Source organism: Thiorhodococcus fuscus (assembly GCF_042682685.1).
Classification (GTDB): domain Bacteria; phylum Pseudomonadota; class Gammaproteobacteria; order Chromatiales; family Chromatiaceae; genus Imhoffiella; species Imhoffiella fuscus.
The window spans coordinates 1-7,157 of record NZ_JBHUHX010000041.1 but is presented as its reverse complement, the minus strand read 5'-3'; the positions used below and the strand labels follow the sequence as shown (position 1 = coordinate 7,157).

Below are 7,157 nucleotides of genomic sequence, written 5' to 3'. Positions count from 1 at the left end.
TGGCCATCGGGCCGGCTCCTATTCGGGGCAGGAAGGCGACAGCTTACCCTATTTTGTAAACACCCTCTGAGAGGCTGTCGCCGAACACGTTGGGGCAGGCACTTGAAGCCATTGATTTAGATGGACGGCTGAATCGACGCACGCGGCGGATGCTGTAAAACTGGGGCGTAGCCGAGCGTAAGCATTCCGACGAACGGCTTGCTGCGGTTAGCAAGAGAGGCGAGAGTTACGGCAACTCAGACGCTCTGCGTACGCAGGTGGTGCGGCCCCAGGACCCCGTCAGGGTGCTTGGCATGCATGGGCACGCAGCCCATACATTAATCCAAAACATTCTCGGGGCTATGCGTGTACAGCAGCATTCATCCCCGACAACATGCGCGCGATTTCTGATTTTAGCTCGGGATTTTCCCCGCCAAGCGACAATGCCATACGATAGCGTGATAGGGCTTCACGGTAGCAATTCATGGCCGAAAGCGCCTTACCCCATTTAAAATGAACATCAGGGAAATCGGGGGCGAGTGAAGCAGCGGCGGCGAACCAGGTGATAGAATCGGAGAATTTTGCCTGTCCGAATAAAAATTCAGCCTGCTGCATCAATAAACCAAAATCATTACACTGCAAGCCGATCACTGGCGCTGGAGCTTCTCCAACACCCGAACAACCAATTGGAGAAACCTCAACCGAACCAACAGTTTTAACTTCTTTTCGATCGAGATGACAACGAATAATCTGATCTAGCCAGACAATTCTTTCTTCCATACTGTGTTCATTTAGACAACGCTCCTGACCGCAACGGGCGATTCCCTCTCTCACAGATGGATTAGCAAGATAGTAGCGTATCTTATCGACCATTTCTGCCGGCGAGCAGAATGATTCGATTTCATGACGAAGCCTGAACAGAGCGTCTAAATTAGGCCCGTAATCGGTCAGGAGAAAAGTGCCCATCGTCAGCACCTCGAACATCCGCATGTTCTGTATTTCATCGCCGGTCATATCGATATGAACATTCAAGGCGATCCGTCCTTGACGCAATACCCGATAGAAGTCATTACCAAAAACTGGCGGCAACGCATGCGGACGAAGCGTCTCAGGAATGGTGCCGGCTAAAAATAGACCCAGACGTATCGCACCAGTTCTAACCTCCGGCATGGCGACCAGACGCTCAAGATACTCAATACGCTTACGATGCAGGGGACCGATCTGCCCAGCAAAAACGACATCGTAAACCTTAGGCTCGTCGATCGCGAATTGACTATAACTACGCGGCAGTCCTGGCGAAAAAGGCTCGGCTGCCGCAGCACCAAGCGCCAGTCCACGCTCGCGACACCCAGAATGACTCGAGAGCACCACATCGAAAACCGAAAAATCGGCACTGGCCGCAATGGGTGCTGCCCGCCATCCGAGCGTTAGACGCGGTTTCCAGCGAGTCTTTTTCAGTAGCCGAGCATCAAAGGTATCCGTATCTCCCACGTGCAGGATATCGGGCTGGATGAGGTCGATCTGGGACAAGAAAACCTCAGGCAAAGTCCGAGGCAAACTGGCAATGCGAGAGCGATTTTCCTCAAGCCAGGCACTCTGGGCTCGGAGCGCATTGCCAACGATGAAGGTCGATTCATAGCCCAACCGGTCCATCATAATCGCGAAATTGTGGGCAATCGAAAATCCGCCATCCAGCAATACCTTTACCTGCCGGGAAAAAGGCTGCCGCGCGAGATCCGAATGGCTCGCATAGATACCGTCAATATAGGACCCATAGAAACTATCAACTTGGAGAAATTTCATGAGCGCGCGTCGGTCCTCTGGAATAATACAGTTCTGCTTTGCGGTTCAAACGCGCCCAGAGAAAAACAAGAGGGACGCAGTTCAGATGTAATGCGAAAGCTCGCCCCGATAATAGTCAAGCGTGCGCATCGCCCCTTCTTCAAAAGAAACCGCCGGCACCCAACCCGTCTGACCATTAAACAAAGAATAATCGCAATAATAATCACCAATATCGATCTTCTTGCGCTCTTCGGGATATTCGCATACCTGAAACGAGGATCCAGGCACCACGTCTCGCAGATTTTTTGCGGTATCAAGCAATGACAATACCTGCGGGCCGCCGAGATTGTAGGTTTGACCATCAGTTGCGGGATTGAGCGCCGCCAGCAACAGGGCATTCACGACATCATCGACATAGGAATAATCGCGCTTTTGATCTCCGCCCCAAACCTCAAACGACTGGTTCTCCAATACGCGACGAAACCATACGCCGAGAAATGTCTGACGGGCATCTTTGATTCGCATACGCGGACCAAAGGTATTGGTCAAACGCAGAACCGTCGTGCGCAGTCCATACACCTCATCATAGAGCACATGGTAAAATTCGCCGGCTGTCTTATTGATCCCATTGACATCGACCGGTTTGATCGGGTGTCTTTCATCCACTGGCAAATAGTGAGGCCGTCCATAGATCTGACGGGTCGAGGCAAAAACGATCTTGGTATCAGGCGCGTGGTGACGACAGACCTCTAGCAAAGAGAGCTGCGCGGTGGCGTTGATTTCGAGATCAGTGAAGGGGTCGGCCATCGAGTCCATATGGCTGGTCTGCCCGGCCAGATTGAAGATGAAATCTTTGCCGCCAACGAGATAGGACAGACTGTGACGATCACGCACATCCGAGATATTCAGGGTTACTTGCTCTTCAATCCCCGCGAGGTTACGAAGGTTTCCGCCGTACAGGGGATTCATACTGTCGATGAGCATCACCCGCGCCCCCAAACCGACCAGACGATGAGCCAGAGTCGAGCCGATGAAACCCGCTCCACCAATAATAAGCACCGAACGACCGTGGATGCTGTCGAATGCAGGAATAGGCGTTTGTGTTTGGGTCATGACTTGCGCCCTTCCATGAAAAGTGAATCTGGCTTGCGAACGCGACCGACCGCATCCGCATCCAGGCAGAAGGCAGCAAAACCTGGGATTGCCGACTCCGATGCGGAAACGACACGTACATCGCGCAAACCGGCTTGGCGTAACAAGCGTGCCAGCGAAAAACGGTCATACATCCATTGATGAATCTCGCCGCCCTGACGGAATCGCCCGATATCTTCCGCATCATGCACGATGCGTGGGGGCGCCTGAGGCGGCGGCACGACAGACCTTATACGTTGCAAAAAACCCTCAACCTCGGCGCCAACCCGGTCGATAACGAACGCCTCAGCAGGCATTGGAGACTGAAGCCAATAGCGGGCCATCTCCCCCCCACTCTCGTTACGGACCATCTGATCGAGCAGTTCAAGCAGCATCCAATCATAGCGCTGAGCGGCCTCTGTATCGCCCGCGAGGGCGCCGTCCAGGTTTTCAAGATAGAGACGACAAATCGTTTCAAGATCGGGGATAGCGATACGCATGATCCCGCCTGGCCTCAGGACCCGCAGACATTCATCCAGAAACGCAGGGGCTTTCCACTTGGGCAAGTGCTCGAGAACATGGGAATGATAGACCGCGTCGAACGTCGCATCCTCATAGGGCAATGAAGCCAGGATATTGCATTCCATCACATTCTGATGGCGCGATACCAAATCGACATTGACCCATGCGGCATGGAAATGCCCACCACATCCCAAATTCAGATGCAGTGGACGTGCTGTCGCATCGCCAGCATCCAGGGCGCAGATAAAGGTTCGAGTGTAGGTTGGCTCGCCAATCACGGATGTCAAATCATACGGAATGCTGTCGAGTACGGCCGCGACTTGCAATCCGTACCGAGCAAACAAGATCCGTAGTTCGGGCTCGGAGAGGATAATCTCCACCACCGGACGACCATAGGCCAGTTTACGCAGATAGATCGGCTGACCGGCCCGGCGCAGAACTGTCGTATGGAAGATCACATAGCGTGATGCGACCCGCCGAGCCTCCCGGATTGCCAGTTCATAATCCAGGATATGCATGAGCGAGACGCCATTGAAAACGACCTCGAACGAACGGTCTGCGAAAGGCAAGCGGGTCGCGTCACCAACGTGGAAATCGAGCCCCGGATAACGCTCATTAGCCAAATCGATCATGGCCCTAGATGCGTCGAGCCCAGTGTACTTGATCCCACCTGGCACCAGACTGGCAAACACCTCGCTGTAGTACCCGCTACCGCATCCCACTTCCAGAACATTGGGGCACGACAGATTAAGCGCGCGGATCGCCTCAACCGCAACGGCGAAATCGCGACGCACCGAACCGGCTCGCATCTGCTGGATCAACGCCGCGTAGGCATCCGCCTGTACGCGCGCCACGTCCTCGAAACTCCAGCCATCCTCCGCGTTACGGTACGCCTGATCGCGGTCGATGCGCTCATATCCCGTCGTCAGTTTGGTCGATTGTGGCGACGACACTGGCGCACGCTCATCGGTTTGTAAGGCGGCGGGCCGCTCGGAACCATAACGAATGTCCATCCCATCATGAGCGAAGGAATCGAAGCGCTTTTCAAGCATGGAATGCAGCGATTCCAAACGCCGGATGTAAGGCCGGAAGATGACATCGACCAGAGATGGATGGCGTTTCGCCGTGGCTGGGGCAACTCCCGCCGACCACTGCCCATCGGGCCGTTGCCTTAGCGCGTGATAATGCCAGAAAACCAAACGTCGACCGGACAGCATCACTTCCTGGCCGATCTGGCGAAAATCGTAATTATCGATATTCCAAAGTGCGGCATTAACACCTGGGTGTTCAATTATCCTGAGTTTTGGATAGAGCGCAGGCCATTTATCGAGATATTTCTGATCGGCGAAGCGGTCATCTTCAAGTCGATCATAGCACCAATCGATACAGTTCTCACGATAGGTTTCCAGACAAGATAAGCCATCGGCATCCGCTCGCCACGAAATCCAACCAACGTTAAAGATGCCATAGCGCACGAGATCCTGCCGATCCGAAGAAAAGCGATGCGGGGTGATAGCGATTGACGCATCACCAATCTCGTCATAAATGATCTCTGGATCAGCAAAAAACCAAGTATCCGCATCGACATAGGTGATCATGTCGATGTCAGAACGGGTCTTTAGCAAGAAAAGAGGAAAACAGGGCGTGCAAGTAAAATAATACTCGATCAGGGATCGATTAGTCCTCGCCTGCTTGAGTTCTGGATCAAATGCCTCGAGATCGCCCAGACTGATGACTTCCACCCCGGCAAGCCCCATCGTGTTGAGCATGGATGCACAGCGCTCATCCAGGGCCAGGATGTAGAAACGTGCATAAGGCGCATGAGCACGTAGACTCTCGATCATCGCAAGACCACGGACTAAATAGCGGTAATCGAAATAGGCGCAGTAATGACGAATGATCATCGGAGCAATTCAGCTTTTTGAGGTAAAAAAAGAGCGCACGAGCGCGCCAACCAAATGGACCGCCTCAGGCTCGAGCTGAGGATACATCGGCAGACTCAGAATGCGTGGAATGATTGCCTCGGTAACCGGAAGCACACGGGTGGCGAACCTCGCATAGGCGGGCTGCAGGTGCACGGGCACCGGATAATGGATGGCTGTACATACACCATGCTCGGAGAGATAACCCGCCAGCTCATCCCGGGCGTCAGTCTCGATAACATACTGATGGTAGACATGATGAACGTCCGGACAACAGTGTGGTGTCCGGACCGGCGCGGAGCACAAACCGTCGTCATACAAACTGGCGATGGCACGACGCCGATCGTTCCGCTCATCGAGACGCTCAAGCAGAACCCCCAAAAGCGCGGCCTGCAACGGATCGAGACGCGAGTTGACACCCTCGGTAGCGCTGACGAAACGTTCTCGCCAGCCATACTGACGCAGCAGCCGTACCTGCTCCGCAAGCACCGGGCAATCCGTGACGACCATGCCGGCATCGCCCACAGCCCCAAGATTTTTGGTCGGATAAAAACTAAATGCAGCAATATCGCCTAAGCTACCGGCCCGGCGCCCGTTCCAAGATGCGCCATGCGCTTGAGCGCAGTCCTCGACCAGAGCGACCCCACGAGCACGACACCATTCCCGAATCGGATCCGGAGGCACAAGGTTTCCGTATAGATGCACGACGATCACGGCCTTGAGCGATACGTCCGCAACCCGTTCGAGATCTAGCAGATCAATAAGGAATGTCTCAGGATCGATGTCGACAAACACGGGAACCGCGCCGATGGCACGGATCGCGACAATCGTGGCAACCGCCGTATGAGAAACCGTCGCTACCCGGTCCCCTGCTTCCACTCCCACCGCGCGTAGCGCAATCTCCAAGGCTTGGGTGCCATTGGCTACACCGATTCCATATCCGACACCGATATAACCCGCAAAAGTACGTTCGAAGGCTTCAACCTCAGCGCCGAGTATGTAACGCCCGGAATCCAGAACACGCCGCCACGCATCGTCAATCAGGGCTCTATCTTCGTCGACAGTTGCCTTAGGTAACGTCTGCGGTATATTCAAGTGTCAAGTCCCCTAAGATTATATACCCGCTTTTTGAATAGTTCGGGGCGCTTCTCAGCCCAATCCTTGAGGGCTTGAATCGGGGCGATGTGCCCGAGTGCTTTTTGCGGAATGTGCTGGTTGTAGACCTGGACGTAGCGGGTGATGGTTTGCTCCAGACTTTGCGACGAGTCGAAGCGTGTGGTAGCCAGCACCTCGGCGATGCGTCCATTGAAGCGTTCGATCATGCCATTGGTCTGCGGGGTTCTGGGTTTGGTCAGGCGATGCTCGATGGCGTGTTTGGAGCAGACCTGATCGAAGCGATGCTGCCCCGTCGGCGCGCGCTCGCCTGTGGCGCAGAAGCGGTCGGTGAACTCCTTACCGTTGTCGGTGAGGATCTTGGAGAGGGCGAACGGCGCCTTCGCGATCAGGCGCTCGAGAAAGCCACTGGCCGAGGCCGCCGACTTATCGTCGAGGGTCTCGACGTAGACCCAGCGGGTGGCGCGATCGATCGCTGCGAAGAGGTATTTACGCCGGTCTTCATCGGGCATTTGGGGCAGGTATTTGACGTCGACATGGACGAACCCAGGCGCGTAGTCCTTGAAGGTCTTCACCGGACGCTTCGCGGTGTCCACCTCCTGCGGGATCAGGGCCTTGAGGTTGGAGATACCGTGGCGCCGCAGGCAGCGATCGAGCGCTGAACGCGAGGCCTCGGGGTGGATGAATTCGCGGGTAACCGCCAACAGA

The 7,157-nt window shown here is 54.9% G+C and carries 5 protein-coding genes; all 5 read right to left on the bottom strand.

The features are described 5' to 3' along the window. Positions 1-339: 339 nt before the first annotated feature. A complete protein-coding gene (locus ACFSJC_RS14670) occupies positions 340-1,782 on the bottom strand; it encodes a glycosyltransferase family protein (RefSeq protein WP_386027773.1) in 1,443 nt (480 codons plus the stop codon). A gap of 81 nt (positions 1,783-1,863) precedes the next feature. Next, positions 1,864-2,874 carry an NAD-dependent epimerase/dehydratase family protein gene (locus ACFSJC_RS14665; RefSeq protein ID WP_386027772.1) on the bottom strand — a complete coding sequence of 337 codons (1,011 nt, stop codon included), beginning with the start codon at positions 2,872-2,874 and terminating at the stop codon, positions 1,864-1,866. Then, the gene (locus tag ACFSJC_RS14660) at positions 2,871-5,318 is read right to left on the bottom strand and encodes a methyltransferase domain-containing protein (RefSeq protein WP_386027771.1); all 2,448 of its coding nucleotides are present in this window, start codon (positions 5,316-5,318) and stop codon (positions 2,871-2,873) included. Before ACFSJC_RS14660 ends, ACFSJC_RS14665 begins: the two co-directional genes overlap by 4 nt. Positions 5,319-5,327: 9 nt before the next feature. Next, complete coding sequence (locus tag ACFSJC_RS14655) at positions 5,328-6,431, bottom strand: DegT/DnrJ/EryC1/StrS family aminotransferase (protein ID WP_386027769.1); 1,104 nt, start codon at positions 6,429-6,431, stop codon at positions 5,328-5,330. Further along, positions 6,428-7,157, bottom strand: a 730-nt coding sequence (locus ACFSJC_RS14650) for a DDE-type integrase/transposase/recombinase (RefSeq protein ID WP_386027767.1), incomplete at its 5' end; no start/stop codon positions are given. The genes ACFSJC_RS14655 and ACFSJC_RS14650, both read right to left, overlap by 4 nt.